Source organism: Pseudomonas sp. PS01298 (assembly GCF_029959745.1).
Taxonomy (GTDB): Bacteria; Pseudomonadota; Gammaproteobacteria; order Pseudomonadales; family Pseudomonadaceae; genus Aquipseudomonas; species Aquipseudomonas aylmerensis.
This window is the reverse complement of record NZ_JASCPP010000049.1, coordinates 20043-46625: the sequence shown is the minus strand read 5'-3', so window position 1 is coordinate 46625 and position 26583 is coordinate 20043. Positions and strand designations below refer to the sequence as shown.

General features: G+C 62.1%; 29 protein-coding genes. 11 read left to right on the top strand and 18 right to left on the bottom strand.

The features are described from left to right. Nucleotides 1-127: 127 nt before the first annotated feature. The 4 genes from coaD to QMX97_RS17960 all read right to left on the bottom strand — a co-directional run bounded on the left by coaD (nt 128) and on the right by QMX97_RS17960 (nt 4434). A complete protein-coding gene (coaD, locus tag QMX97_RS17975) occupies nt 128-607 on the bottom strand; it encodes a pantetheine-phosphate adenylyltransferase (protein WP_282397342.1) in 480 nt (159 codons plus the stop codon). A 114-nt stretch (nt 608-721) separates the two neighbouring features. Beyond that, nucleotides 722-2317: a GMC family oxidoreductase gene (locus QMX97_RS17970; protein ID WP_282397341.1), complete on the bottom strand. Its 1596-nt coding sequence runs from the start codon at nt 2315-2317 to the stop codon at nt 722-724. A gap of 115 nt (nt 2318-2432) precedes the next feature. Next, nucleotides 2433-2978, bottom strand: a complete 546-nt coding sequence (locus QMX97_RS17965) for a twin-arginine translocation pathway signal protein (protein WP_106802377.1) — start codon at nt 2976-2978, stop codon at nt 2433-2435. Nucleotides 2979-3006: 28 nt separating this feature from the next. Beyond that, nucleotides 3007-4434 (bottom strand): coniferyl aldehyde dehydrogenase, encoded by a 1428-nt coding sequence (locus QMX97_RS17960; RefSeq protein WP_120450357.1) that lies wholly within the window; start codon nt 4432-4434, stop codon nt 3007-3009. A gap of 146 nt (nt 4435-4580) precedes the next feature. Between QMX97_RS17960 and QMX97_RS17955 the strand changes: the two genes are divergently transcribed. Further along, nucleotides 4581-5252 (top strand): TetR/AcrR family transcriptional regulator, encoded by a 672-nt coding sequence (locus QMX97_RS17955; RefSeq protein ID WP_065902184.1) that lies wholly within the window; start codon nt 4581-4583, stop codon nt 5250-5252. A 33-nt stretch (nt 5253-5285) separates the two neighbouring features. Beyond that, entirely contained in the window at nt 5286-6140 is an 855-nt protein-coding gene (locus tag QMX97_RS17950) for a sulfurtransferase (protein WP_120450355.1), read from the top strand. A gap of 119 nt (nt 6141-6259) precedes the next feature. Here the strand turns inward: QMX97_RS17950 and QMX97_RS17945 are convergent, their stop codons facing one another. From QMX97_RS17945 to QMX97_RS17930, 4 genes are all read right to left on the bottom strand, one after another. Beyond that, complete coding sequence (locus QMX97_RS17945) at nt 6260-7255, bottom strand: hydrolase (protein ID WP_106802380.1); 996 nt, start codon at nt 7253-7255, stop codon at nt 6260-6262. Nucleotides 7256-7476: 221 nt separating this feature from the next. Beyond that, the gene (gene rsmD, locus QMX97_RS17940) at nt 7477-8094 is read right to left on the bottom strand and encodes a 16S rRNA (guanine(966)-N(2))-methyltransferase RsmD (protein WP_065902177.1); all 618 of its coding nucleotides are present in this window, start codon (nt 8092-8094) and stop codon (nt 7477-7479) included. Next, nucleotides 8094-9584, bottom strand: a complete 1491-nt coding sequence (locus QMX97_RS17935; protein WP_120450351.1) for a pitrilysin family protein — start codon at nt 9582-9584, stop codon at nt 8094-8096. Before QMX97_RS17935 ends, rsmD begins: the two co-directional genes overlap by 1 nt. Further along, nucleotides 9577-10932 (bottom strand): pitrilysin family protein, encoded by a 1356-nt coding sequence (locus tag QMX97_RS17930; protein ID WP_213551231.1) that lies wholly within the window; start codon nt 10930-10932, stop codon nt 9577-9579. Before QMX97_RS17930 ends, QMX97_RS17935 begins: the two co-directional genes overlap by 8 nt. Before the next feature lie 231 nt (nt 10933-11163). Here QMX97_RS17930 and ftsY point away from each other — a divergent pair, with 231 nt between their 5' ends. From ftsY to rpoH, 4 genes are all read left to right on the top strand, one after another. After that, nucleotides 11164-12564, top strand: a complete 1401-nt coding sequence (gene ftsY, locus QMX97_RS17925) for a signal recognition particle-docking protein FtsY (protein WP_282397340.1) — start codon at nt 11164-11166, stop codon at nt 12562-12564. Further along, nucleotides 12561-13232 carry a cell division ATP-binding protein FtsE gene (gene ftsE, locus QMX97_RS17920; RefSeq protein ID WP_003213784.1) on the top strand — a complete coding sequence of 224 codons (672 nt, stop codon included), beginning with the start codon at nt 12561-12563 and terminating at the stop codon, nt 13230-13232. Before ftsY ends, ftsE begins: the two co-directional genes overlap by 4 nt. Further along, nucleotides 13229-14251 (top strand): permease-like cell division protein FtsX, encoded by a 1023-nt coding sequence (gene ftsX, locus QMX97_RS17915; protein WP_106802384.1) that lies wholly within the window; start codon nt 13229-13231, stop codon nt 14249-14251. The genes ftsE and ftsX overlap by 4 nt, the downstream gene beginning before the upstream one ends. 129 nt (nt 14252-14380) lie before the next feature. Further along, the gene (rpoH, locus tag QMX97_RS17910) at nt 14381-15235 is read left to right on the top strand and encodes an RNA polymerase sigma factor RpoH (RefSeq protein WP_003176698.1); all 855 of its coding nucleotides are present in this window, start codon (nt 14381-14383) and stop codon (nt 15233-15235) included. A gap of 180 nt (nt 15236-15415) precedes the next feature. Here rpoH and mtgA read toward each other — a convergent pair whose 3' ends face one another. Next, a complete protein-coding gene (mtgA, locus tag QMX97_RS17905; protein WP_120450346.1) occupies nt 15416-16138 on the bottom strand; it encodes a monofunctional biosynthetic peptidoglycan transglycosylase in 723 nt (240 codons plus the stop codon). 74 nt (nt 16139-16212) lie between these two features. Between mtgA and QMX97_RS17900 the strand changes: the two genes are divergently transcribed. The 4 genes from QMX97_RS17900 (at nt 16213) to trmB (ending at nt 18458) form a co-directional block, all read left to right on the top strand. Then, nucleotides 16213-16593 (top strand): DUF423 domain-containing protein, encoded by a 381-nt coding sequence (locus tag QMX97_RS17900; protein ID WP_065902165.1) that lies wholly within the window; start codon nt 16213-16215, stop codon nt 16591-16593. 71 nt (nt 16594-16664) lie between these two features. Then, the gene (thiS, locus tag QMX97_RS17895) at nt 16665-16865 is read left to right on the top strand and encodes a sulfur carrier protein ThiS (protein ID WP_282397339.1); all 201 of its coding nucleotides are present in this window, start codon (nt 16665-16667) and stop codon (nt 16863-16865) included. A gap of 63 nt (nt 16866-16928) precedes the next feature. Beyond that, on the top strand, nt 16929-17723 hold the full coding sequence (locus QMX97_RS17890; protein WP_015886353.1) for a thiazole synthase: 795 nt from the start codon (nt 16929-16931) through the stop codon (nt 17721-17723). 9 nt (nt 17724-17732) lie between these two features. Beyond that, complete coding sequence (gene trmB / locus QMX97_RS17885) at nt 17733-18458, top strand: tRNA (guanosine(46)-N7)-methyltransferase TrmB (RefSeq protein ID WP_120450343.1); 726 nt, start codon at nt 17733-17735, stop codon at nt 18456-18458. A 138-nt stretch (nt 18459-18596) separates the two neighbouring features. On the opposite strand, the gene QMX97_RS17880 is transcribed toward trmB, so the two are convergent. The 9 genes from QMX97_RS17880 to QMX97_RS17840 form a co-directional block, all read right to left on the bottom strand. Next, nucleotides 18597-18920, bottom strand: coding sequence for a DUF3392 domain-containing protein (locus QMX97_RS17880; protein WP_016972961.1), 324 nt, complete (start codon nt 18918-18920; stop codon nt 18597-18599). A gap of 18 nt (nt 18921-18938) precedes the next feature. Next, nucleotides 18939-20141, bottom strand: a complete 1203-nt coding sequence (gene hemW / locus QMX97_RS17875; protein WP_065902162.1) for a radical SAM family heme chaperone HemW — start codon at nt 20139-20141, stop codon at nt 18939-18941. Beyond that, complete coding sequence (rdgB, locus tag QMX97_RS17870) at nt 20138-20734, bottom strand: RdgB/HAM1 family non-canonical purine NTP pyrophosphatase (RefSeq protein ID WP_065902158.1); 597 nt, start codon at nt 20732-20734, stop codon at nt 20138-20140. Before rdgB ends, hemW begins: the two co-directional genes overlap by 4 nt. After that, complete coding sequence (locus QMX97_RS17865; RefSeq protein WP_065902156.1) at nt 20731-21165, bottom strand: DUF4426 domain-containing protein; 435 nt, start codon at nt 21163-21165, stop codon at nt 20731-20733. Before QMX97_RS17865 ends, rdgB begins: the two co-directional genes overlap by 4 nt. Nucleotides 21166-21186: 21 nt before the next feature. Next, a complete protein-coding gene (gene metW / locus QMX97_RS17860) occupies nt 21187-21807 on the bottom strand; it encodes a methionine biosynthesis protein MetW (protein ID WP_016972957.1) in 621 nt (206 codons plus the stop codon). A gap of 7 nt (nt 21808-21814) precedes the next feature. Next, nucleotides 21815-22954, bottom strand: a complete 1140-nt coding sequence (locus QMX97_RS17855) for a homoserine O-acetyltransferase (protein WP_065902154.1) — start codon at nt 22952-22954, stop codon at nt 21815-21817. Nucleotides 22955-23142: 188 nt separating this feature from the next. Continuing rightward, nucleotides 23143-23730 (bottom strand): YggT family protein, encoded by a 588-nt coding sequence (locus QMX97_RS17850; protein WP_065902151.1) that lies wholly within the window; start codon nt 23728-23730, stop codon nt 23143-23145. 24 nt (nt 23731-23754) lie between these two features. Then, nucleotides 23755-24573, bottom strand: coding sequence for a pyrroline-5-carboxylate reductase (gene proC / locus QMX97_RS17845; RefSeq protein WP_201146063.1), 819 nt, complete (start codon nt 24571-24573; stop codon nt 23755-23757). 33 nt (nt 24574-24606) lie between these two features. Then, a complete protein-coding gene (locus QMX97_RS17840) occupies nt 24607-25293 on the bottom strand; it encodes a YggS family pyridoxal phosphate-dependent enzyme (protein ID WP_065902147.1) in 687 nt (228 codons plus the stop codon). A gap of 57 nt (nt 25294-25350) precedes the next feature. Here QMX97_RS17840 and QMX97_RS17835 point away from each other — a divergent pair, with 57 nt between their 5' ends. Continuing rightward, complete coding sequence (locus QMX97_RS17835; RefSeq protein ID WP_282397338.1) at nt 25351-26385, top strand: type IV pilus twitching motility protein PilT; 1035 nt, start codon at nt 25351-25353, stop codon at nt 26383-26385. The last annotated feature ends 198 nt before the right edge of the window (nt 26386-26583 follow it).

Genomic DNA, 26583 nt, shown 5'->3' with positions numbered 1-26583 from the left:
GGGCTGCGAAGCGGCCCTGAAACAGGCGGCTGTGCGCTGGCTGAAACTACGCGGTGGCTTTATTCGGGCCGCTTCGCAGCCCAACGCGGGGCAGGCCCGTTTGCCACAATAAGCTCGCTTACAGAAATTACTTCTTGACACGCAGTGTCAGCGCGTCGGCCACGGCCGGGTGCACGAACTTGGTGATATCTCCGCCCAAAGCGGCAATTTCACGGACCAACGTCGAGGAAATGAACGAATAACGCTCCGACGGCGTGAGGAACAGGCTTTCCACGTCCGGTGCCAGTTGGCGATTCATGTTGGCCAGCTGGAATTCGTATTCGAAGTCCGACACCGCACGCAGGCCACGCAGGAACACATTGGCGTTCTGCTCTTTGGCGAAGTGCGCCAGCAATGTGGAAAAGCCTACCACTTCCACGTTGGGCAGGTGCTTGGTGACCTCACGCGCCAGCTCCACGCGCTGTTCCAGGGGAAACAGCGGGTTTTTCTTGGGGCTGGCCGCGACCGCGATGATCACATGGTCGAACAAGCGTGAGGCACGTTCGACCAGATCGCCATGGCCTTTGGTAATCGGGTCGAAGGTACCTGGGTACAACACTCGGTTCATCGCGTCGTCCTGGCGGAGTCCGTTGGGGAACCGGATGGTATCGCAGCCGTCCCGGTCGGCCAAGTCAACTTATGCAGAAGAAAGCACTATAGACATGGCGAATAGCGTGTTTTTTCACGCTGTTTTCAGACGTTCGGCCAAGGCTGTCGCCAGTTGTGCGGTCAATCCATACACCGACAATTGCGGGTTGGCCCCAATGCTGGTGGGGAACAACGAGCCATCGTGGATCGACAGATTGCGCAATTGGTGATGACGGCCAAGGCTGTCGGCCACCGCATTTTTTGGGTCTTCACCCATGGCACAACCGCCCATCACATGGGCGCTGCCCAGGCAGGTGCGGTGCAGTTCCAGGTTCAGCCCTTCGATCAGCGTGCGGGCTTCGGCCAAGCTCGTCACGTAGCGCGCATCGTGGTGCAGCGGCTTGACCGACTTGGCTCCCGCCGCGAACTGGATCTCGGCCATGCTGTGAAAGGCGCGACGCAGGCCGTCCCAGGCGTACGCCGATACCTGATAGTCGAGCACTGGGGTGCCATCGCCGCGCAACTCCACGCTGCCGCCCGGGCTGTCGGGGTGGAAACCGTCGCGCAGCAGGGCCAGCATCGCGTGGGTGTTGGGCAATTGCTTCATGTCCAAGGCGTTCTGCGTGCCGTAGCCGCCGAGCAGGGTGCTGGCGAGCGCCGGGTGCAGCGGCGGCGCCTCAAGCTTGTAGGACATTTTGCCGGTGGTGCCGTCCTGCCATTGAAAATGGTCGGAGTAGATTGACTGCGGCGCGCCGTAGAACGGGTTGATCACCTCCTCGAACAGCCCGGCGGAGAAATTCACCAGGTGCAGGAAGGTGCGCTTGCCCAGCCGCGAATGCGGGTCCGGGGCATCCGAGCGCATCAGCAGGGCAGGGCTGTTGATGCCGCCGCCGGCCAGCACGTAATGCTTGGCCTTGACCGTGATTTTGCGGCCAGTCGGTGCCACGCAGCGTTCATCCATCGCCACGCATTCCAGTCTGCTGATGTGGTCGCCGCTGTAGAGCAGGCGTTCGGCGCGGGCCAGATACAGCAGCTCGCCGCCTTTTTCCAGGGTCGAGGGGATGGTGGTTACCAGCATCGATTGCTTGGCGTTGACCGGGCAGCCCATGCCGCAATAGCCCAGGTTGAAGCAGCCGCGCACGTTGCGGGGGATCACATGCCAGCTGTAGCCGAGCTTTTCGCAGCCTTTGCGGATCACGTCATTGTTGGCATTGGGCGGCATGGCCCAGGGGGCAATCCCCAGGCGTTGCTCCATTTTTTCGAACCAGGGCGCCATTTCGGCACTGCTGTGGCCCTTCACCGCATATTCGCTGGCCCAGTGTGAAAGTGTCGCGTCCGGCGTACGAAAGCTGGAGGTCCAGTTGATCAGCGTGGTCCCGCCCACCGCGCGGCCCTGCAGGATGGTGATCGCGCCATCTTTGCTCATGCGGCCGATGCCTTCCTGATACAGGCTGGTGTAGGCCTCGTCCTCGAGCAGCTTGAAGTCGCTGCTGGTCTTGAGCGGGCCTTCTTCGATCAGCAACACCTTGTAGCCGGCGGCGCTGAGGATCTCGGCGGTGGTGCCACCACCGGCACCGCTGCCGATGATCGCTACGTCGGCCTCCAGGGTCAGGTCGTTGTCGAGAGCGGCGCCATTGTGGGTTTTCCAGCCACGGGCCAGGCCGTCGCGGAACAGATCGGGTACGGGCATAGACAGGCACTCTTATTGTTATACGAAGTTGCAGTCGGTGTGGGAGCTGGCTTGCCTGCGAAAGCGGCCTGCCTGCGGGTACAGCTCCCACATTGGAGCGGGTTATCAGCCAGGGCTAGACCTTGGGCGGGCCCGGATAGCCGCAATGCGCCCAGGACTGCGGGCGGAAGTACCACGACATGATTACCAGCTTGAGCAGCGAGCCCTGGCCCATGCGCAGCAGGTTGAGATAGCTGTTTTCCCAGCGGTGCAGGAAGTTGCGGATCTGCTCCGCGCTGGCGTTTTCCCAGCTGCCCCAGATGCCGGTCAATGGGCCACGGGTGATGCCCATGCCCAATACGTCGAACAGTTGCTGGGTGAGCTTGAACATTTCCGGCGACAGGTGCTGCAGGCTGTAGTCGAGCTTCTTCAGGGTGTCTTCAATCCCGGCGACCACCTCTTGGGCGCTCGCCGCGCCTTCGAGCAACACCGGGATTACCGCGCGCAAAAACGGCAGGTCACTGCTGCGTAGCATGGCAAAGCCGCTGGCCGGGGTGCTGCTGGAGCAGCCGCTGAGGCTGGCGCCGAGCCCGGCCGTGGCCAGGAACGCGCTGGCGCACAAGCCGATTTTCAATACGCCGCGCCGCGACAGCGCGGGTGAATCAGTCAGGCTAGGGTTCATTGTTATTGTTATCCCGAGAGTGGCGGAATCAGCGAACGAACAGCTTCTGGATCAACTTCTGGATGGCTTTGCCGTACGGCGGGTAGATCAACTTGGCCGCATTGAGGCGCTGTTTCACCAGCACGCCCTTGGCTTTGCTGAACGTGAGAAAACCTTCGTGGCCGTGGTAGTGGCCCATGCCCGAGGGGCCGATGCCGCCAAAGGGCATGTCATCCTGGGCCACGTGCAGCAGGGTGTCGTTCAGGCACACGCCGCCGGAATGAGTCTCGTGAAGTACGCGATTCTGCTCGCCCTTGTTGTAGCCGAAGTAATACAGGGCCAGTGGGCGAGGCCTTTCGTTGATGTAGGCAAACGCCTGGTCGAGGCCTCGATACGGCACGATCGGCAGCACCGGGCCGAAGATCTCGTCCTGCATCACGGTCATGTCATCGCTGACATTCAGCAACAGGCTGTGGGCCATGCGCCGGGCCTGGCCCTGGTCGTACAAGGGGACCAGCGTGGCGCCCTTGTCGGTGGCGTCCTTGATGTAGGCATTCAGTCGGGCCAGTTGCCGCTCATTGATGATGGCGGTGTAGTCCGGGTTATCGGTTAACGTCGGATAAAATCCGCGCACGGCCTTGCTGTAAGCCTCGACGAAACCTTCAACGCGATCTTCCGGCACCAGCACGTAGTCCGGCGCCACGCAGGTTTGCCCGGCATTCAAGGCCTTGCCGAAGGCGATTCGTTCGGCGGCATCCTTGAGTGGCACATCGGCAGACACGATGGCCGGCGACTTGCCGCCCAATTCCAGGGTCACCGGCGTGAGGTGTTCGGCCGCGGCGCGCATCACATGCTTGCCGATGCTGGTGGCGCCGGTAAACAGCAGGTGATCGAAACGCAGCTTGGAAAACGCCATGCCCACTTCGGCTTCGCCGAGCACTACGCACACCAGGTCCTCGGGGAAAATCTTCGCCAGCAGCGCCTTGAGCAACTCGCCGGTGGCGGGTGTGGACTCGCTGAGCTTGAGCATCACCCGGTTTCCGGCGGCCAACGCCCCGACCAGGGGGCCAATGGCCAGGTACAGCGGGTAGTTCCAGGGCACGATCACCCCGACCACGCCCAGCGGTTGGTAGATCACCTTGGCTGAAGCCGGCTGGAAGGCAATGCCTACAGCGCGACGGGAAGGTTTCATCCAGCCCTTGAGATGTTTGCTGGCGTAGTGAATGCCATGCAGGCTGGGCATCAATTCGGCGAACAGGGTTTCGTCTGCACTGCGGTGGCTGAAGTCCTGGCTGATCGCGTCGATCAACGCCTGGCGTTCGTCGCTGAGCACATCACGCAGAGCCTTGAGCCATTGCTGGCGCTGCGCCGCCGGCGGCATCGGGTTGGCGGCATAGGCACGGCGTTGCGCGTCGAACAGGTCCTGGAGATGATCCAGCGCCTGGGAATCTTGCAGATAGGCAATGTTGGCAGACATGGCGCAGTTCCCGATTGTTATAGGTCTGCGTGGATTTTTAGAGTCATTGCTCTAAGTTGTCAAATAACATTGCAGCAACATGCAGATTTATCCTGGCAAGGATAGGCCGTAAGATGCCCCATCACGTGTTTAGAAGCTGATCCCCTATGGCACCACGAGTAAAGACCAGCGAGCGCATTGTGCAAACCAGCCTGGAGCTTTTTAACCAGCAGGGCGAGCGCAGTGTGAGCACCAATCATATTGCCGCCCATATGGAAATTTCGCCGGGCAACCTGTACTACCACTTCCCCAACAAGCAGGCGATCATCGCCGTGTTGTTTCGTGAGTACGAAGCGTTGGTGGACAGTTTTCTGCGCCCGCCCCAAGGCCGCGCCGTGACCGTCGAAGATAAGCGCTTTTACCTGCAGGCCGTGCTGGCCGGCATGTGGCGCTACCGCTTCCTGCACCGCGACCTCGAGCACTTGCTGGAAAGCGACCCGGAACTGGCGACTGGCTACCGACGGTTTTCCCAGCGCTGCCTGATCCAGGGTAATGCCATTTACCAGGGGTTTGTCGATGCCGGCATCCTCAACATGGACCCGGTGCAGACCGAGGCCCTGACCCTCAATGCGTGGATCATCCTCACCTCGTGGGTGCGGTTCTTGTGCACCACCAATGAAAACTCCGCCCATTTGAGCGCCGAAGCCATCAAGCGCGGGGTCTACCAGGTGCTGGTGCTGGAGGCCGGGTTCGTCACGCCCCAGGCGAAAGACGCGGTGGATGCCCTGTTCAAAGAGTTTTACGTGCCGTTGAATCAGGCACTGGAAGAAGTGAAGTAGGACCTTTCCCGAATCTGTTCACAGGAGTCCGTCATGCCGCTTGCCCAACTGATCAGCCCCCAGCAATTGGCCGAGCGCCAGAAGTCGGCCGGGCTGGTGATCCTGGATTGCCGTTTTGCCTTGGAAGACCCGGACTACGGGCTGTGCAGCTATGCCGAAGGGCATATTGAGGGCGCGCAGTACGCCGACCTCGAGCGCCATCTCAGCGGCCCGGTGACCAAGGGCGTGACCGGTCGTCACCCGTTGCCGGTGGCGGACACCTTTGCCCGGCAATTGCGCGCCTGGGGTATTAACGCCGACACCGATGTCGTGCTGTATGACGACGGCCCCGGTGCTTTTGCTGCCCGCGCCTGGTGGTTGCTGGCCTGGCTGGGCAAACGTGACGGCGTGTTTATCCTGGACGGCGGCCTCAAGGCCTGGCACGCCGCCGGTTTCCCGCTGAGCCTGGACGCGCCGGTGGTCGAGCCGGGTACCTTCGCCGGGACGCCGGACAACCGCCTGGTGCTGGATGCCGAACACCTGCAAAAACGCCTGGGCCAACCGGGCCTGACCTTGATCGATGCCCGCGCCCAGCCACGTTTTCGCGGTGACGTGGAGCCCATCGACCCGATCGCCGGGCACATCCCCGGCGCGCAGTGTGCGGCATTCACCGAAAACCTTGGCAGTGATGGCCGTTTCCTGCCAGCCGACCAGCTCAAGCAGCGTTTCGCCGCTCAATTGCAGGGGCGTTCACCGGAGGAGTTGGTGGCGTATTGCGGTTCAGGGGTGACGGCGTGCCACAACCTGTTCGCCCTGAGCCTGGCGGGTTACCCGTTGGGCAAGTTGTATGCGGGGTCGTGGAGTGAGTGGATTACCGATCCGCAGCGTGAAATTGCTACCGGCGACTGAGTCGGTTGCGGTGTGAGCCGCATCGAGTGTGGGAGTTGGCTTACCTGCGATGAGGGCGTGTCAGCGAGCGGATAATCGGCTGACACACTGCTATCGCAGGCAAGCCAGCTTCTCCATGTTCAGCCGTGTTGTGCCAGTAGCCACTGAGGGATTCGGCGTTCGAGGTAATAACCCGGGCGCTTCAGCGAGCCGTCGACAAACCCCACATGCCCACCCTTTGCCGTCAGCTCAAACTCGGTGCACTCCGATAACTCGCTGGCCTCGGGCAGGCTATGGGCGAATACAAACGGATCATCGGCCGCCTGGATAATCAGCGTCGGGGTGCGGATCGATCCTAAGTAGTAGCGGCTCGACGCGCGGCGGTAGTAGTCCTCGGCACTCAGGAAGCCGTGCAGTGGCGCCGTGACCCGGCCATCGAAGTCCCAGAACGTGCGCATCTTCTCCAGTGAGCCGAGGGCTTCCAGGGTTTTCAGCCCGTCTGCCCGGCCATCCTGTAAAAAACGGCTTTGCTTGACGCGGATATACGCGAGCATTTCACGCATGAAGTGCTTTTGATAAACCCGCGAGAAACCCAGCCCGATCCGGTCCGCACACTGGTCCAGCCGAAACGGCACCGACACCGCCGCCGCGCCTTGCAAGCCGGAGGCTTCGCCGGTTTCGCCCAAGTGTTTGAGCAGCACATTGCCCCCCAGCGAATAACCCACTGCATACAACGGCGCCAACGGCCGTTTCGCGCGCAGGTGGGCAATCGCCGCGGCCAGATCCTCGCTGGCGCCCGAGTGATAGCTGCGTGCCAACAGGTTTGGCTCGCCGGAACAGCCGCGCCAGTTCAAGGCGGCACTGGCCCAGCCTTGAGCCGCGAGGACTTTTTGCAGGCCGGCCACATAGGGGGAATTGGATGAGCCGGTCAGCCCATGCAGCACCAGCACCAATGGCGCCTGCGCGTCATGCGGGCCATGCCAGTCGAGGTCCAGAAAATCGCCGTCTTCCAGCCACAGGCGTTCGCGCTGGCGTTCGATATGGGTCGTCGGGCGCCATAGCGGCCCCCACAGGGTTTGCAGGTGAGGGTTGCCGAGGCCGAAGGCGGGGGTGAACAGTTCGGAGGACGGTGTCATGAAACTCTCAGTCTGTGGCGAGCGGGCTTGCACCCGCGTCGGGGTGCGAAGCGGCCCCAACACGAACGCCGCATTAATTCAGTTAGAGCACCGTCGCGGTTATGGGGCTGCTGCGCAGCCCGACGCGGGGCAAGCCCGCTCACCACAACAAGCTTGCTCACCACAGCAAGCCCGCTCACCACAACACGCCCGCTCATTACGACAAGCTTGCTCGCCACAGATTAAGCGACGCTGTCGACCAACCGATGCCACAACGCGTAATACACCCGACCGGACTTCTGCTCGCGGTGCAGGCGCCAGGCGCCAGGCAAGCCGAGGGTCGATGGCGCGGTCTCGCTTTCAGTGTAGATCCACGCATCCGCTGCCAGCCATTGGCGCTCTTCGAGCAAGGTGCACACGGCGGGTAACAGGTTCTGGTTGAACGGCGGGTCGAGGAATACCACGTCGTATTCGCTTGCCGGCTGGGTTTCCAGATAGCGCAGCGCGTCGGCGGTTTGCACCTGGCCGTTGGTGCAGCGCAGGGTGCCGAGGTGTTCCTTGAGGCTGGACACCGCCACATTGCTTGCATCCAGCGCCTGGGCCTGGGCTGCGCCACGGGACAGCGCCTCGAGGAACAATGCGCCGCTGCCGGCAAACGGATCCAGCACTTTGGCCCCGCCGATATACGGCGCGAGCCAGTTGAACAGGGTTTCACGCACGCGATCAGGCGTGGGGCGCAGGCCGACGACGTCGGGGAAGCTCAGCTTGCGGCTGCCCCATTCGCCACCAATGATGCGCAGTTGGCCCACACCGTTATGCACGTTGTGGACAGGTTTTTTCGGGCGAGATGAACTGGCCATTAATGCTCCGGAACCCCGAGCGGCTGCTCGGCGGGTTTGTCAGTGGGGGGCGGTAGTGGCTTTTGCGCAATCGTCGGGCCGGCGGTCACGATGACCATCTTGTCGGCGCTCAAGTGTTTGTTCATGGCCGCCTTGACCTGCTCTACGGTCAGGGCCTGGGATTGTTTCATGAAATCTTCAAGATAGCTCAGCGGCAGGTTGTAGAAACCCATCGCGCCCAGTTGCCCGACGATGTCCGCGTTGCTGGCGGTGGACAATGGGAAGCTGCCGGCCAGCTCACGCTTGGCGTCGTCCAGTTCCTTCTGTGTCGGGCCGGTCTTGAGGTAGTCGGCCAGCACGTCCTCGACCAGGCGCAGGGTGCCACCGCTCATTTCGGCGCGGGTCTGCAGGTTGATCATGAACGGGCCGCGCACCTGCATCGGCGAGAAACCGGAGTACACGCCGTAGGTCAGGCCGCGCTTCTCGCGCACTTCGCTCATCAAGCGCGTGCCGAAACCGCCGCCGCCGAGGATCTGGTTGCCCAGGGACAGGGCTGCGTAGTCCGGATCGGCGCGGTCGATGCCCAGTTGGGCGAACAGCAAGTGCGTCTGCTTGGACGGGAACTCGATATGGCTCAGGCCGGCCTTGGGTTCGGTCGGCTGGGCAATCTTGGCCAGCGCCGGGCCCTTGGGCAACGACGCCGAGACCTTGGCCGTCATGGCTTCGGCTTCGGCGCGGGTCAGGTCGCCGACCACGGCGATCACCGCATTACCTGCTGCATAAGCCTTGGCGTGGAACGCCTGCAACTGCGCGAGGGTAATCTTCGGGATGCTTTGCGGCGTGCCTTCGCTCGGGTGCGCGTACGGGTGATCGCCATACAGGCGCTTGAACAGCTCCAGGCTGGCCAGCTTGGCGGGGTTCTGCTTCTGGTACTCGAAGCCGGCGAGAATCTGGTTTTTGATCCGCACAAGAGAGTCGGCAGGGAAGGTCGGCTTGCCGATCACCTGGTCGAACAGTGCCAGGGCGGCGTCGCGTTTATCGCTGTCGCTGAGGCTGCGCAGGGACACCAGAGCCATGTCGCGATAAGCGCCATTGCCGAAGTCGGCGCCCAGGCCTTCAAAACCGCTGGCGATCTGGCTGACGTCCTTGCCCGGCACGCCTTCGTTGAGCATGGCGTTGGTCAGCAGTGCCACACCTGGGGTGTTGCCGTCCTGGCTGCTGCCGGCGGCGAACAGGATGCGCATGTCGAACATCGGCAGTTCATGCGCTTCCACGAACAGCACCTTGGCGCCTTCGGCAGTGGTCCAGGTCTGCACGTCGAGCTTGCGGTTGGTCGGCGCCTTGCCGTCCAGCTCAGCCAGCGATTGCAGCGTGTTGGCCGATTGCGCCGTGTCCAGCGCCTGGCTGGCCATCGAGTCGCTCGGGCGCAGGAAATACACGGCACTTGCCGCAATCAAGGTGACGACGATCAAGCCCGGCAGGACCAGGCGGCTGCTTTTGCGATCACTCATGAGCGGTCTCCTCAGGCATAACATGGGCGACGCTCAGACGTTCGCGGGTGAAATAGGTGCGCGCGGCTTTCTGGATATCTTCCGGGGTCACGCTTTGCAGGTCGGCCAGTTCAGTGTCCATGAGCTTCCAGGACAGCCCCACGGTTTCCAGCGAGCCGATGGCTGTGGCCTGGCTGGTGATGGAATCGCGCTGATAGACCACGCCGGCGATCACTTGGGCGCGGATGCGCTCCAGTTCTTCGGCGGTCGGCGGTTTGGACTTCAATTCTTCCAGCAGGCGCCACAGGCCCGCTTCGGCTTGGGCGACGGTCTTTTTCTTCTGCTGGTTCGGCGTGGCGGTCAGGGTGAACAGGCTGTCGCCACGGGTGTAGGCGTCGTAGCTGGTGGATGCGGCGGAGACCAGCTCCTCACCGCGCTCCAGTTGCTCCGAAATACGCGCGCTGTAGCCGCCGTCCAGCAGGGCCGAGATCAGGCGCAGGGCTTGTACCGAGCGCTTGTCTTCGGCGGTAGCCAGGCCCGGGACGTTGAAACCGAGGATCACGCTCGGCAGTTGGGTCTGCACACGCATCGTCAGCAGGCGCTCGCCAGGCTCGGCCAGCTCCATCGGGATCTTGGCGGGTGGCACGTCGCGCTTGGGAATCGGGCCGAAGTAACGCTGGGCCAGGTTTTTCACCTCGTCCGGGGTCACGTCGCCGACCACCACCAGGGTGGCGTTGTTCGGCACATACCAGGATTGGTACCAGTGGCGCAGCTCTTCGACCTTCATGCGGTCCAGGTCGGCCATCCAGCCGATGGTCGGCGTGTGGTAGCCGCTGGCGGGGTAGGCCATGGCCTTGAAGCGCTCGTAGGCCTTGGACATTGGATTGTCGTCGGTGCGCAGGCGGCGCTCTTCCTTGATCACCTCGATTTCGCGGCTGAACTCGTCGGCCGGCAGGCGCAGGCTGGCCATGCGGTCGGCTTCGAGCTCGAAGGCAACACCCAGGCGGTCACGGGCCAGCACTTGGTAGTAGGCGGTGTAGTCATCGCTGGTGAAGGCGTTTTCTTCGGCGCCCAGGTCGCGCAGGATCAGCGACGCTTCGCCGGGGCCGACCTTGGCGCTACCCTTGAACATCATGTGCTCCAGGGCGTGGGACAAACCGGTCTGGCCCGGGGTTTCGTAGCTCGAACCGACCTTGTACCAGACCTGGGAAACCACCACCGGCGCGCGATGGTCTTCGCGCACGACCACCTTGAGGCCGTTATCCAGGGTGAATTCGTGGGTGGGTTGTGGGTCGGCAGCCAGGGCTGAGAGAGGCAGACAAACTGTGCTGAACAGCAGGCCTGCGGCGTGGCGGGCTAGAGCATTCATTCGTTTTTAAACCTGTTGGGCTGCCCGCTTGGTCTTAGCGTCGGCGGGCGAGGAGGTGCTAGGATACTGATCGGATTTAAGGACGGCCACTGCGGCAGTCGTGTTGAGGCCGTTTTAGGCCTTACGAAATGTTGCGCATGAACGAGCTGGCTAAAAAACAGTCTGTTACGCATCGAATTTTATTTACCGACGCCCCCCCAGGCGCGTCGCTACCTTGAGATAGCCGTCTCCATGTTTGGTTCCAACGACGACAAGAAGACCCCAGCTGCGGCTGGCGAGAAGAAAGGCCTGTTCGGATGGCTGCGCAAAAAGCCGCAGGAAACCCCCGTCGCCGAACAGCCGCAGGTTCCAGCCGAACCGATCCCGGACCCTATAGTAGAAGCCGAACCGGTTGCCGAAGCGCCGGCGCCGGTGGTATTGCCGATGGCCGAGCCGGTGCTGCAGCCGCTGGCCGAGGTTGAGCCAGAGCCAGAGCCGCAACCAGAACCCGAGCACAAGCCATGGCCGCAATTGCCGGTGGCCGAAGAGCCCGTGGCACTGGTTGAAGATGTACAGGCCGAACATGTGGCGCCGCCGATTCCGGTGGTCATTGAGCCGCAGCCGGTTGTCGTAGAAGCGCCAGCACCGGCACCGGTGGTGGTCGAGCCAGTGTCTGCCGCCCCTGCCGTCATCGAAGAGCCCGCCGCGCCTGTCGAAACCAGCAAGACCGGTTTCTTCGCCCGCCTCAAGCAAGGCCTGAGCAAAACCAGCGCCAGCATCGGCGAAGGCATGGCCAGCCTGTTCCTGGGCAAGAAGGTCATTGATGACGAGCTGCTGGAAGACATCGAAACCCGTCTGCTGACCGCCGACGTGGGCGTCGAAGCCACCGCGGTGATCATCCAGAGCCTGACCCAGAAGGTCGCTCGCAAGCAGCTGACCGACGCCGATGCCCTCTACAAATCTCTGCAGGCCGAGCTGGCAGCGATGCTCAAGCCGGTGGAAGCGCCGCTGGTGATCACGCCGAACAAGCCGTTCGTGATCCTGGTGGTCGGTGTCAACGGCGCCGGCAAGACCACCACCATTGGCAAGCTGGCGAAGAAGCTGCAGTCGGAAGGCAAGAAAGTCATGCTCGCTGCCGGCGACACCTTCCGTGCCGCTGCCGTGGAGCAGTTGCAGGTCTGGGGTGAGCGCAACAAGATCCCGGTCATCGCCCAGCACACTGGCGCCGATTCCGCCTCGGTGATCTTCGACGCCGTGCAAGCCGCCAAGGCCCGTAACATCGATGTGCTGATCGCGGATACCGCCGGTCGCCTGCACACCAAAGACAATTTGATGGAAGAGCTGAAGAAAGTCCGCCGCGTGATCGGCAAGCTCGACGCCGACGCGCCGCACGAAGTGCTGCTGGTGCTCGATGCCGGTACGGGCCAGAACGCCATCAGCCAGGCCAAACAATTCAACCAGACGGTGCAACTGACCGGCCTGGCATTGACTAAGCTCGACGGCACGGCCAAGGGCGGTGTGATTTTCGCCCTGGCCAAACAGTTCGGGTTGCCGATTCGTTATATCGGCGTCGGTGAAGGTATCGACGACCTGCGCACTTTTGAAGCCGAACCCTTTGTACAGGCACTGTTTGCCGAGCGGGAGCGTTCATGATTCGATTCGAACAGGTCGGTAAACGCTATGCCAACGGGCATGTCGGCTTGCATGAGCTGAGCTTTCGAGTACGGCGGGGCGAGTTCTTGTTTGTCACCGGCCACTCTGGCGCCGGCAAAAGTACCCTGTTGCGCCTGCTGCTGGCCATGGAACGCCCGACCACCGGCAAACTGCTGCTGGCCGGCCAGGACCTGGCCACCATCAGCAATGCACAGATTCCGTTCCTGCGCCGCCAGATCGGCGTAGTGTTCCAGAACCACCAGTTGCTGTTCGATCGCACGGTGTTCAACAACATTGCTTTGCCGCTGCAGATCCTCGGGCTGTCCAAGGCCGAGATCGTCAAGCGCGTGGATTCGGCCCTGGAGCGCGTAGCGCTGTCGGACAAGACCGACCTCTACCCCGGCGACCTGTCCACCGGCCAGCAACAGCGCGTCGGCATTGCCCGCGCTATCGTCCACCGTCCGGCCTTGCTGCTGGCGGACGAACCGACCGGTAATCTCGACCCGCGCCTGGCGGCCGAGATCATGGGGGTGTTCGAAGACATCAACCGCCTGGGCACCAGCGTGCTGATCGCCAGTCACGACCTGGCCCTGATCGCGCGCATGCGCCATCGCATGCTGACCCTGCAGCGCGGCCGCCTGATCGGCGACGGGGAGGCCGGCGTATGAGTGCTACACGCAGCCCCAAGGTGTCCGAACGCGTGGCACCGAAACCGGCCGATCCGCAGCCGAAAAAGAAAAAACACGACGAAGACGACGGTCCTGACTTCAGCACCTTGCTGCGCGCCTGGATCGAAAGCCACCGCGCCAGCCTGCTGGACAGCCTGCGTCGCCTGGGCAAGCAACCGATCGGCAGCTTTTTCACCTGCCTGGTGATGGCCGTGGCCCTGAGCCTGCCGATGGGCCTCTCGCTGCTGCTTAATAATGTCGAGCGCCTGGGCGGCTCCTGGCAGCGTGCGGCGCAGATTTCGCTGTACCTGAACCTGGATGCGAGCGCCAAAGACGGCGAGACCCTGCGCGATGACATCAAGAACCTGCCGGGTGTGGCCGATGCCGAGTACATCAGCCGCGACCAGGCCCTTGAGGAGTTCCAGCAGCAATCCGGCCTGGGCGAGGCGCTGAAGGAGCTGCCGCAGAACCCACTGCCGGGCGTGGTGCTGGTGACGCCGAATGAAGTCGACAAGCCGGCGCTGGAAGCCCTGCGACAAAAACTCGCAGAGCTGCCCAAGGTACAACAGGCGCAACTTGATCTAGTCTGGGTTGAGCGGCTGGCGGCAATTCTCAAGCTGGGTGACCGGTTTGTGTTCGGCCTGACGGTGTTGTTGGTGTCTGCATTACTTTTGGTGATAGGTAATACCATTCGTCTTCATATTGAAAACCGTCGCACCGAGATAGAAGTGATTAAACTGGTCGGCGGCACGGACAGCTATGTGCGTCGGCCTTTTCTGTACATGGGCGCGCTTTATGGCTTCGGTGCCGGGATTTTGTCCTGGGGCGTGCTGGCGTTTGGCTTGAACTGGCTGAACGACGCGGTAGTCGGGCTTGCCGGCTTGTACGGCAGTGATTTTGCCCTCGCCGGCGTGCCAGTGGCCGATGGTCTGTCGCTCTTGCTTGGCGCGGTCCTGTTGGGGTATATCGGTGCTTGGATTGCGGTCGCACGGCATTTACGTGAGTTGGCGCCGAAGTAGTTAATGTCAAGGTAATGTGGTTTCGTTTGTATTGACCGTATCAGTGGTTTAGGGAACTTGTCCTACGGTTCCCGGTCAATTTTCGCAGTGCTGAACTGCACGAGTTATGTGAGTCGGAGGTTTTTTCGTATGACCACTTCTTTGCAACCTGCTTATGCTTTGGTCCCGGGTGCGAACCTGGAGGCCTATGTGCACACGGTGAACAGCATTCCATTGCTGACACCGGAGCAGGAGCGTGAACTGGCCGAGAGTCTCTACTATGAGCAGGATTTGGGGGCGGCTCGGCAGATGGTGCTCGCCCACCTGCGTTTTGTCGTACATATCGCCCGTAGCTATAGCGGCTACGGCCTGGCCCAGGCTGACCTGATCCAGGAAGGCAACGTCGGCCTGATGAAGGCTGTAAAGCGCTTCAACCCGGAAATGGGTGTGCGCCTGGTGTCGTTTGCTGTGCACTGGATCAAGGCGGAAATCCACGAGTTCATCCTGCGCAACTGGCGCATCGTGAAAGTCGCGACCACCAAGGCCCAGCGCAAGCTGTTCTTCAACCTGCGCAGCCAGAAGAAACGCCTGGCGTGGCTCAACAACGAGGAAGTCCACCGCGTGGCCGAAAGCCTCGGCGTGGAGCCGCGTGAAGTGCGCGAGATGGAAAGCCGCCTGACTGGCCATGACATGGCGTTCGACCCGGCCGCCGAAGCGGACGACGACAGTGCTTTCCAATCGCCGGCCAATTACCTGGAAGACCACCGGTATGATCCGGCCCGTCAACTGGAAGACGCCGACTGGAGCGACAACTCCAACCACAACCTGCACGAAGCGCTGGAAGTGCTGGACGACCGTAGCCGTGACATCCTCTACCAGCGCTGGCTGGCGGAAGAAAAAGCCACGCTGCACGACCTGGCGCAGAAGTACAACGTGTCGGCCGAGCGGATTCGTCAGCTTGAGAAAAGCGCGATGAACAAGCTGAAGTTGTCGATCGCCGCCTAAAACGCTGCGAAAAGCCAAAAAAATGCCCCGATCGTAAGATCGGGGCATTTTTGTTTGTGCGCAAAACCCAAAGCCTCACGCAATCCCTTGTAGGCGCTGGCTTGCCAGCGATAGCGGCCTGTCATTCGCCAAAGGATGAGAAGACCAGTTCAAGCCGGCTCCTACCGGTTTTGTAGGGTCTCAGTCGGACCACGGCGCCTTGCGGGAGTTATTCAACTCCACCAAGTAACCATCCCCACCCAATTGGCTCATCTGCTGGCGAATCCACGCGGCTCTCCGCGCCACATAGGCAGTCGGATGGCTGGCACTCCACACCCGAGGGTTAGGCAGCACCGCCGCCAGGTAGCTGGCCTGCTGACGGGAGAGCGCCTTGGCACTCACCCCAAAGTGATGCCGCGCGGCAGCCTCGGCGCCAAATACGCCTTCATCCCATTCCACGCTGTTGAGGTACACCTCAAGAATCCGCTGTTTGGGCCAAAGCACCTCGATCAAACCGGTAAACCAGGCCTCCAGGCCCTTGCGCAGATAACTGCGGCCGGCCCACAGGAACAGGTTTTTCGAGACCTGCTGGCTCAGCGTACTGGCGCCACGGATCGAACCACCGCGCTCGTTGTGCAGGATCGCTGCCTGGATCGCGCCGAAATCAAAGCCCCAGTGTTGCGGGAAACGCTGGTCTTCACCGGCCATCACCGCCACTTTCAGGTCATCGGAGATCTGGTCCCACGGCACCCAGGTACGTTGCAGGTCGATCGGCTCACCGTCGAACCAGGATTCGACCTTGCGCTCCACCATCAACGCGGTGAAGGGGGGCGGGACGACACGAAACAGCAGCACCAGCAAGACACTGCCGATGGCGAACCATTTCACGACTTTGAGAAAACGATTGAAGAGGAGACGCAGCATAGAGATGGCTTGGCCGAACCCGTTGAGCGGGCCATTATACAGACCCGGCCCTTTGAGTCTGACTGGAGTTCCTCATGCTGCGTGGTTTTCTGATGTTGGCTGCCTTTTTCGGCTTCACCGGTGTTGCCCTCGGCGCCTTCGCCGCCCATGGCCTGAAAAACCGCCTGAGCGCCGACTACCTGGCGATCTTCCATACCGGCGTGACCTATCAGCTGGTACACACCCTGGCACTGTTTGGCGTGGCGCTGCTGGCCGCACATATTCCTGGCCGGTTGGTCGGCTGGGCGGGCATCTCCTTTGCCGTCGGCATCCTGTTGTTCTCCGGCAGCCTGTATGTGCTGACCCTGACCGGCATCAGCAAACTGGGGATCATTACCCCGTTCGGCGGGTTGGCATTTCTGCTCGGCTGGTTTTTCCTTGGCCTCGCTGCCTGGCGCTTGCAGCTGACCGCTTGACGCTTGGAGCTGACCTTTGCGTCCCAATCGGGCTAGAATGCTGGCCCCTAAAAACGATGGCGGCCCGTGGCATGCGCATTCAGTTGAACGGCGAATCCTTTGAACTGCCCGACGGTGAAACCGTTGCGGCCCTGCTGACCCGTCTGGACCTGACCGGGCGTCGCGTCGCAGTGGAGCTCAACCTGGATATCGTCCCGCGTAGCCAGCACGCCGAGACCTTGCTCACCGACGGTGACCAGGTCGAAGTGGTCCACGCCATCGGCGGCGGCTAGCCCGTCCGGCGCCTGTGCGCCACCGCGTATTCTGCAGAACCTCACCCACACAGAGGATTTCCCATGAGCATCGTTCGTAGCGACAAGCCCTTCGTCCTGGCCGGTCGTACCTACCAGTCCCGCCTGCTGGTCGGCACCGGCAAGTACCGCGACATGGAAGAAACCCGCCTGGCCATCGAAGCCTCGGGTGCCGAGATCGTCACCTTCGCCGTGCGCCGCACCAACCTCGGCCAGATTGAAGGCGAGCCAAACCTGCTCGAAGTGCTGTCGCCGGATCGCTACACCTTCTTGCCCAACACCGCCGGTTGCTACGACGCCATCGAGGCTGTGCGCACATGCCGCCTGGCCCGTGAGCTGCTCGATGGCCACAACCTGGTGAAGCTGGAAGTGCTGGCCGACCAGAAAACCCTGTTTCCCAATGTGATCGAAACCCTCAAGGCCGCCGAAACGCTGGTCAAGGAAGGCTTCGACGTGATGGTCTACACCAGCGATGACCCGATCATCGCGCGCCAACTGGCAGAAATCGGCTGTATCGCCGTGATGCCGCTGGCCGGCCTGATCGGTTCCGGCTTGGGCATCTGCAACCCGTACAACCTGCAGATCATCCTCGAAGAAGCCAAGATCCCCGTGCTGGTCGATGCGGGCGTGGGCACTGCCTCCGACGCCACCATCGCCATGGAGCTGGGCTGCGACGCGGTGCTGATGAACTCGGCCATCGCTCACGCCCAGCAGCCGATCATGATGGCTGAAGCCATGAACCACGCCATCGTCGCGGGCCGCCTGGCCTACCTCGCCGGTCGCATGCCGAAAAAACTCTACGCCAGCGCCTCTTCGCCGCTGGATGGTCTGATCAAGTAAGAGCTATTGATGACTGAATCAAACGAAACGCCGAACACCGTGGACGAAGGTGACGAGTCCAAGCACCGCCGCATCAAGAGTTTTGTGATGCGTGCCGGGCGCATGACCGAAGGCCAGCAAAAGGGCCTGGAGCAGGGCACGCCACTGTTCGTCCTGCCGCTGGCCGATGCGCCGGTGGACTACGACCACGTCTTCGGCCGTTCGGCCCCGCGCTCCCTGGAAATCGGTTTCGGCATGGGGCACTCGCTGCTGGAAATGGCTGCCGCCTCGCCGGAGCAGGATTTCATCGGCGTGGAAGTACACCGTCCGGGTGTCGGCGCGCTGCTCAATGGCGTGCTGACCCAAGGCCTGACCAACCTGCGGGTGTATGACTGTGACGCGATCGAAGTGCTCAACCGCTGCATCGCCGACAACAGCCTGGATCGCCTGATGCTGTTCTTCCCCGATCCATGGCACAAGGCCCGTCACCACAAGCGCCGCATCGTCCAGGCGTCCTTCGCGGAACTGGTGCGCAGCAAGCTGAAAGTCGGCGGTATCCTGCACATGGCCACCGACTGGGAGCCGTATGCTGAATACATGCTGGAAGTGATGAGCGTCGCCCCTGGCTACCGCAACCTGGCCGAAGACGGCAAATGCGTGCCACGCCCGGCCGAGCGGCCGATCACCAAGTTCGAGCGCCGCGGCGAGCGGCTTGGGCATGGTGTTTGGGATTTGAAGTTCGAGAAGCTGGCTTAATCAGCTGGAAACCTGAAGTGCAATCAACTGTGGGAGCTGGCTTGCCTGCGATAGCATCACCTGGGTATCACTGATACACCGAGGTGTCTGCGTCGCAGCCAAGCCAGCTCCCACAGTTGTTTTGCGGTGCGCTCTAAATCAGCGGCGGTCCGCAACTACGCCAATCAACACCAGCACCACCACCAGCACCGGTGCGAGGCTGTAGTTATTGAACTGGCTCAGCCCCCGCACGATCCATGGCGTGGCGTATATCAGCGCGGCGCCGCTGCCGATCATGCACACCAGGGCCATCAACGGCACGCGCAACGCCCCGGCAATGCTGCCCAGGCGCGCTTCGACCCAGCCTTTGATATCGGCGCCAAACAACACCAGCAAACAGCCGACCAGGGCCAGGGAGATTTCCGACAGGTTGCTACGGCTCCAGCGGGATACGGTGGCGAGCAGGTCGAGTACCAGATCCATTCGATTTCCTTAGAGCGATCAGCTCAAAAACTTCTGCAACAGGTCATTGAGAAAGAGTTGCCCGCGGTCAGTGGCCGCCAGGCGTGACGGTTCGACCTGCATTAAGCCACTTTGTTCTGCCTCGCGGCGCGCGGCGTCCAGGCTCGCCAGCTCAAGGCCGGTGCGTTCGGCGTAGAGCTTGGCGTCGACACCTTCAGTCAGGCGCAGGGCGTTCATCAGGAACTCGAACGGCAGCTCCTCATTGGTCAGTTCTTTCGCTCCGGCCTGGAAGTTTTTGGCCGGGTTGAGGTAGTCCTTCGGCGCACGGGTCTTCCAGGTGCGCACAATACGCCCGTCCGGGTGGCTGAGCTTGCCGTGGGCACCGGCGCCGATACCGATAAAGTCGCCGAAGCTCCAGTAGTTCAGGTTGTGCCGCGCCGGGCGACCTGGTTGGGCATAGGCCGAGACCTCATATTGCGCGTAACCGTGTTCGGCCAGCAGCGCCTGGCCGGCTTCCTGGATGTCCCACAGCGTGTCGTCTTCCGGCAGCGCGGGCGGCTGGTTCCAGAACACGGTGTTGGGTTCCAGGGTCAACTGGTACCAGGACAAGTGCGTCGGCTTCAGTGCGATGGCCTGGCGCAAGTCGCTCAAGGCGTCGTCCAGGGACTGATCAGGCAGCCCGTGCATCAGGTCCAGGTTGAAGTTATCAAACCCGGCCTGGCGCGCCATGCCGGCAGCGCGCACGGCTTCATCGCCATTGTGGATGCGCCCGAGCGCCTCGAGCTTTTCCTGCTGGAAGCTCTGGATGCCGATCGACAGCCGGTTGATCCCCAGCTTGCGGTAGGCCACGAACTTCTCTTGTTCGAAGGTGCCAGGATTGGCTTCCAGGGTGATCTCGATATCGCTGGCAAACGGGATGCGTGCTTCCACGCCCTTGAGCAGGCGGCCCAGCGCGGCGGCGCTGAACAGGCTCGGCGTACCGCCGCCGAAGAAGATCGAACTCAGTTCCCTGCCATAAACGGCATGCAGGTCTTGATCAAGGTCGGCCAGTAACGCGTCGACATACTCTTCTTCCGGCAGCACTGCGCTGGCGGTATGGGAGTTGAAGTCGCAATACGGGCATTTGCGTACGCACCACGGGATGTGGATATACAGCGCCAGGGGCGGCAGGTGGGGCAGGGCCGCCCGTGGTGTTTGCGTGCCACCGTGGATCAGTGGCTGCGCAGAGGTGTTCTGGGTCATTTCAGGCCCAGGCGTTGGCGCAGCAAATCCATTGCGCGGGCGCGGTGGCTGATCTGGTTCTTGTCGGCGGGGCTCAGTTCGGCGCTGGAAACATTACGCTCCGGCACCCAGAACAGAGGGTCATAGCCAAACCCGTGCTCGCCGCTGGCCGCGTGCAGGATGCGCCCGTGCCACAGGCCTTCGCAGAGGATCGGCAGCGGGTCATCGGCATGCCGAACCAGGGCCAGCACGCAGACGAACTGTGCGCCGCGCAGCGCGTCCGGCACGTCCTTGAGGGCGTCCAGCAGCTTGGCGTTGTTGGCCGCATCGCCCTTGCCGTCGGCATAGCGTGCCGAATAGATGCCAGGGGCGCCGCCGAGGAAGTCCACCGCCAGGCCCGAATCATCCGCCAGCGCCGGCAGGCCGGAGATGCGTGCGGCGTTGCGAGCCTTGAGGATGGCGTTTTCGACGAACGACAGGCCGGTCTCTTCCGGCTCGACCTGGCTGAATTCGCCAATCGAGCGCAGCTGCACGGACTCACCGAGCATGGCCTGGAGTTCTTTGAGTTTGCCGGCGTTATGGCTGGCCAATACGAGTTGGGTGAGGTTCATCATTGCGCCGGAAACAGTTCTTGGTTGAATTGGAAGCTATGAGCCTTGCCACCGGTTTCAACGTTGATGGTAAAAATCTTGACCTCTTGCTGCGGTACGGAATAAGGCGCCAGGTAATTGGTCGCGCCTTTTTCGGTGATCTGCTTGAACGTCAGCACTTCGCTCTTGCCGCTCAAGTCCTTGATGGTGCCAGTCACCTGCGCCACCACGGGCGTTACCCCCTTGAATACCGAAACGTTGATCAACCCCTTGTTCTTGCTGCGTACAACGCCTACCTCCTGGGCGGTTTCCGGTTGCAGGAAACTCGAGGTAAACGTGTTGTAACGCACGGTGATATCGCCAAATTCTTTCGTGCGATTGGGGTCGATAGCGTCGGCAGCCATGGCATTGGCCCCAAGCAGTGTGGTCAGTAGAAAAATAGCCAGGCGACTCATGATCGTCCCTCTTGAAGGTGATTAGACGGCAATCTTGTGGTCCGTCAGGCCAGGACTGCTGACCCGGTAAATACCGATTTCGCCCAACAGATTGGGCCATAGCTTACTCGCCCAGCCGTGGCGGTGCTGTTGATCGACGGCAAGGCGGTTGATCACCTTGGCTTCACGCTCGCCACACAGGGCTTCGAAGTCTTCGAAGGTGCAGAAGTGAATGTTCGGCGTGTTGTACCAGGTGTAGGGCAGGAAGTCCGACACCGGCATGCGGCCCTTGGTGGCCAGGTACCAGCGGCAACGCCAGTGGCCGAAGTTGGGAAAAGTGATGATGCACTGGCGGCCTACGCGCAGCATTTCGTCGAGGATGCGGTCCGGGTAGTGCACGGCCTGCAGGGCCTGGGTCATCACCACGATGTCGAAGCTGTTGCTGGCAAAATTGCCCAGGCCCTTGTCCAGGTCCTGCTCGATCACGTTGATGCCCTTCGCCACGCACTGGGCGATGTTGTCCGGGTCGTTTTCCAGGCCGTAGCCGGTGACTTGCTTGTTGTCGCGCAGCCAGCTCAGCAGTTCGCCATCGCCGCAGCCAAGGTCGAGCACGCGGCTGCCGGCGGGGATCCAGTCTTGGATGATTTCCAGGTCGGCTCTCATGGCGTTCTCACAAAGTAATGCGGTTCATGTAATTGCCGAACGCCTGCAGGTAACGCGGGATCGGGATCAGGAAGGCGTCGTGGCCTTGCGGAGCATCGATCTCCAGGTAGCAGACGTCTTTGCGCGCAGCCATCAGCGCGTCCACCAGCTCACGGGAGCGGGCCGGCGAGAAGCGCCAGTCGGTGGTGAACGACATCACACAGAACTTGGCCGTGGCAGCTTCGAAGGTTTTCGCCAGGTCATCGTCATGGTTGGCTGCCGGATCGAAGTAGTCCAGGGCCTTGGTCATCAGCAGGTAGGTGTTGGCGTCGAAACGGCCGGAAAACTCCTCGCCCTGGTAACGCAGGTAGCTTTCGACCTGGAACTCGACGCTGTGGAAGTCGTAGTTGAGCTTTTCACTCTTGAGGCCACGGCCGAATTTCTCGCCCATGGAGTCATCGGACAGGTAGGTGATGTGCCCGACCATCCGCGCCAGCATCAAGCCGCGCTTGGGGATTACGCCGGCTTCCTGGAACGAACCGCCGTGGAACTCGGGGTCGGTGAGGATGGCCTGGCGCGCCACTTCGTTGAAGGCGATGTTCTGGGCCGACAACTTGGGGGCCGAGGCGATTGCCAGGCAGTGGCGCACGCGATCCGGGTAGGTGATGGTCCATTGCAGGGCCTGCATGCCGCCCAGGCTGCCGCCGATCACGGCGGCCCATTGGGCGATGCCCAGCAGGTCGGCGAGGCGTGCCTGGCTGTGCACCCAGTCTTCCACGGTCAGCACCGGGAAGTCGGCGCCGAACGGCTTGCCGGTTTCCGGGTTGAGGCTGCTGGGGCCGGTGGAGCCGTTGCAGCCGCCGAGGTTGTTCAGGCTGACCACAAAGAACGTGTTGGTGTCGATGGGCTTGCCGGGGCCGATGCAGCTGTCCCACCAGCCGGGCTTGCGCTCGTCGACGCTGTGGTAGCCGGCGGCATGGTGATGGCCGGACAAGGCGTGGCAGATCAGCACGGCGTTGCTCGCCGTGGCGTTCAACTGGCCGTAGGTTTCATAGATCAGGTCGTAGGCAGGCAGCGAACGGCCGCAGGCCAGGGCCAGCGGTTCGCTGAAGTGCGCCACTTGGGGCACGACCAGTCCAACAGAATCGGGGGGGAAGGCAGCTGGCATCGACCCTGCTCTCGTTTAAATGAGGCGTAAGTCTAAAGACCGCTGCACCCAGCGGCAAGCAAAGGCCTGCACCGGTAGGCAGATACAAAATGTGGGCGCCGATTTGCCTGCGATGCGGGCACCTCGGTGTTGGGTTTACACCGCTGTGCTGCTATCGCAGGCACGCCAGCGCCCACATTTGTTCAGCGTCAGATCAGGCCGAACAGTTCCTTGGGCATGAACGCATAGAACGCCAGGCGCGGAATCACCCAGCTTTGCACCAGCTGGATCGCGATGAACGCGAAGATCGGCGAAATATCCAGGCCGCCGAGGTTGGGGATCAGGCGACGGAACGGCGCCAGCACCGGCTCGGTGATCTGGTAGACCAGTTCGGCACCCGGGCTACGGCTGCCGGGAGCGACCCAGGAGAGGATCACGCTGATGATCATCGACCAGAAGATGATCTTCAAAAACAGCGAGAAGATGCCGATCAGCGCCCAAGGCAACAGCAACACAGTGAAGGCCTGGTAGCCATTGAGCATCAGGATCACCGCGAACAGCAGGATCTGCAGCAGCAGCGCCAGCACCAGCGACGACATGTCCAGGCCGAACAGGCTCGGGATCACCCGGCGCAGCGGCTTGAGCAAGGGCTGGGTGGCCTTGACCACGAACTGGCACAGCGGGTTGTAGAAGTTCGCCCGCACCAGTTGCAGGATAAAGCGCATCAGCACGATCAGCAGGTACAGGCTGCCCAGGGTCTGGATGATGAAAATGGCAGCGTCATTGATTCCGAGCATGTTTGTTTCCTATGTAGGGGACGACTATTTGCCCAGCTGCTCGGCCATTTCAGCCGAACGATGTGCCGCGGCACCCAGAGCTTTTTCGACCAGGGCTTCAAAGCCGCCGGCCTGGAACGATTCGATAGCCGCCTGGGTGGTGCCACCTGGAGACGTCACGCGACGGCGCAGCTCGGCGGCGTCAACTTCGCTGCCAACGGCCATCTTCGCGGCGCCCAGGGCGGTTTGCTCGGCCAGTTGCTCGGCGACTTCGTGGGGCAGGCCGAGTTTCACGCCAGCGGCGGTCATGGCTTCGATCAGCAGGAAGAAGTACGCCGGGCCACTGCCGGAGACGGCGGTGACGGCGTCCAGCTGTTGTTCCTGTTCCAGCCACAGGGCGATGCCCACGGCAGACAGCAACTCCTGGGCCTGGTCGCGCTGTTCGGCGCTCACTTCGGCGGTGGCGTACAGGCCGCTCACGCCCTGGCGCAGCAGCGCCGGCGTGTTGGGCATGCAGCGCACGATCGGCTGTGCGCCGAGCCAGTTGTTCATGCTGGCGCAGGTGATGCCGGCAGCGATGGACACCACCAACTGGTGTGGCTGCAGGCTCGGGCGCAGGCTTTCGCACACGGCTTTCATGGCTTGTGGCTTGACCGCCAGCACGATCACATCGACGCCGCTGATGGCCTCGGCGTTGTCGGCAAAGGTTTGAATACCGTGTTCGGCGCTGACGCGGGCACGGGTGTCTTCACCGGGGTCACTGGCGCGGATCTGCGCGGCGTCCAGGCCTTTGGCCCGCAGGCCGCCGATCAGGCTGGCCGCCATGTTGCCGGCGCCGATAAAGGCAATACGCGTGTTGCTCATGACAGGTCCTTATTCAGATGGATGTCAGCCATTTTATGGCTGGCCGTAGTCGCGGGCGCCAAACAGGGCGGTACCGATCCGCACCCAGGTGGCGCCTTGGGCGATGGCCGACTCGAGGTCGTGGCTCATGCCCATGGAAAGTGTGTCGAGCGCCAGGTTCAGGCTGGCTTGCAGCTCGCGCACGGCAGCGAACGCTGCATCTTGTGCGCTCCGATCTTCAGTCGGCTCAGGGATCGCCATCAGGCCACGCAGCTTCAGGCGCGGCAGGGCGCTGATGGCGTTGGCCAGGGCCGGCAGGTCGGCGGGCGTACAGCCGGACTTGCTGGCTTCGCCGCTGACATTGACCTGGATGCAGATATTCAGCGGTGGCAGGTCGGCCGGGCGTTGTTCGGACAGGCGTTGTGCGATTTTCAGGCGGTCCACGGAATGCACCCAAGCGAAGTTCTCGGCGATCGCGCGAGTCTTGTTCGATTGAATGGGGCCGATGAAGTGCCAACTCAAGGGCAGGTCGGTTAATTGCGCCTGTTTGCCCAGGGCTTCCTGCAGATAGTTCTCGCCGAAGTCGAGCAGGCCGGCGGCATAGGCTTCGCGCACGGCTTGCGCGGGTTTGGTCTTGCTCACGGCCAGCAGGTGGATGCTGCTTGCGTCACGTTGCACGGCGTCGGCTGCGGCGCGGATGCGCTGGCTAACCAGGCCGATGTTGTCTGCTATCGTCGACATTCAAGATGCGCCCGTGGATATGGAGTCCGCGGCATTCTACTGGAAATGGAAAGCCCTATGGATATCACTGAATTGCTCACGGCCAGCGTGCGTCGTGGCGCCTCTGACCTGCACCTGTCGGCAGGCCTTGCGCCCATGTTGCGAATCGATGGCGAGGTTTGGCCGCTGGATTGCCCGGTGCTTTCGGCCCCGCAAGTGGCGGACTTGTTGAGCCCGTTGCTGAACAAATACCAGCAAAAGGATTTCGAAACATCTCTTGAAACGGATTTTGCTTTCTCGCTGCCGGGGCTGGCGCGGTTCCGGGCGAATGTGTTCCAGCAGGATCGCGGCATGGCCGCGGTGTTTCGCACCATTCCCTCTGAAGTCCAGAGCCTGGAAGGCCTTGAGTTGGGCGAAGTGTTCCGGCGTATCGCCCAACTGCCGCGCGGCCTGGTGCTGCTGACCGGGTCGACCGGGTCCGGCAAGTCCACCACCCTGGCGGCGATGATCGACTACCTCAACCAGCACCGACGCCAGCACATCCTCACGCTGGAAGACCCGATCGAATTTATCCACACGCCGAACCTGGCGCTGATCAACCAGCGCCAGGTCCACCGCGACAGTCATAGCTTTTCCACGGCCTTGCGCTCGGCACTGCGCGAAGACCCGGATGTGATCCTGGTGGGTGAACTGCGCGACCTGGAAACCATCCGCCTCGCGCTGACGGCCGCTGAGACCGGCCACCTGGTCTTTGGCACCCTGCACACATCGTCGGCGGCAAAGACCGTGGACCGCCTTGTGGACGTGTTCCCTGCGGGGGAAAAAGCCATGGTCCGCTCAATGCTGTCGGAATCGCTGCAGGCGGTAGTGGCCCAAGTGCTGGTCAAGAAGATCGGCGGCGGGCGGGTGGCGGCCCATGAAATCATGCTGGCCACCCCGGCCATTCGCAATTTGATCCGCGAAGACAAGGTAGCGCAGATGGTCTCGGCGATTCAGACCGGCGGGGCGTTGGGGATGAAGACGCTGGACATGAGCTTGAAGGCGTTGGTCAGCGAAGGGCTGGTCAGCCGAGAGGATGCACGGGAGAAGGCGAGGGTGCCTGCAGATATCTAGAGAGTGCTGATATCAATGTGGGAGCAACTGTCGAGCCCGATTGAGGCTGCTAAGGCGGCATTGCGGGCATTTTCTTTGGCTGACACACCGCCTTCGCAGCCTCGCCAAGGCTCGACAACTCCCACAGGGGATAATCCGCTGTGTGATCGCAATATTCGGCGCGACGCAGGTTCAATGTGGGAGCTGGCTTGCCTGCGA